This window comes from Polaromonas sp. P1_G2 (genome assembly GCF_056405515.1).
Genome location: NZ_JBFUBY010001600.1, coordinates 1 through 379, shown reverse-complemented (window position 1 = coordinate 379; position 379 = coordinate 1). Strand labels below are relative to the sequence as shown.

General features: G+C 64.4%; 1 protein-coding gene. It reads right to left on the bottom strand.

Features of this window, described 5'->3' with window-relative positions:
• Positions 1-379, bottom strand: a 379-nt coding sequence (locus tag AC1D0P_RS31725; RefSeq protein ID WP_477680354.1) for a lipopolysaccharide biosynthesis protein, incomplete at both ends; no start/stop codon positions are given.

Genomic DNA, 379 nt, shown 5'->3' with positions numbered 1-379 from the left:
GCTGATGACCAGCCTTTCCTTGGCACGATCCTGCGAGAGCAGATAGAGGCTGAGCGTCTGCATGAAGGCAGCACCAGGCGAGGCGAGCGCCAGGAGCGCCACCGTCGTTCCCGCCTCGCGGAAAGCCGAGCCGAATACGGTGACGACAAGTTCCTGGGCGATGGCCGCCAGTCCGATGCTCATCGGCAGGGTGATATAGGAAAGGCTGCGGGTGACGCCGGCAATGACCGAGGGCGACAGCCCTGTGCCGCCGGCCTCGTGGCGACGTTCCGAATAGTAGGGCAGCAGACTGCCGGTCAGCTGGATCGGCACCTGCAGCGCCATGTTGGAGATCGACAGGCCCGCGGCGTAGAAGCCGACCATCTTCACCGACCAGAAT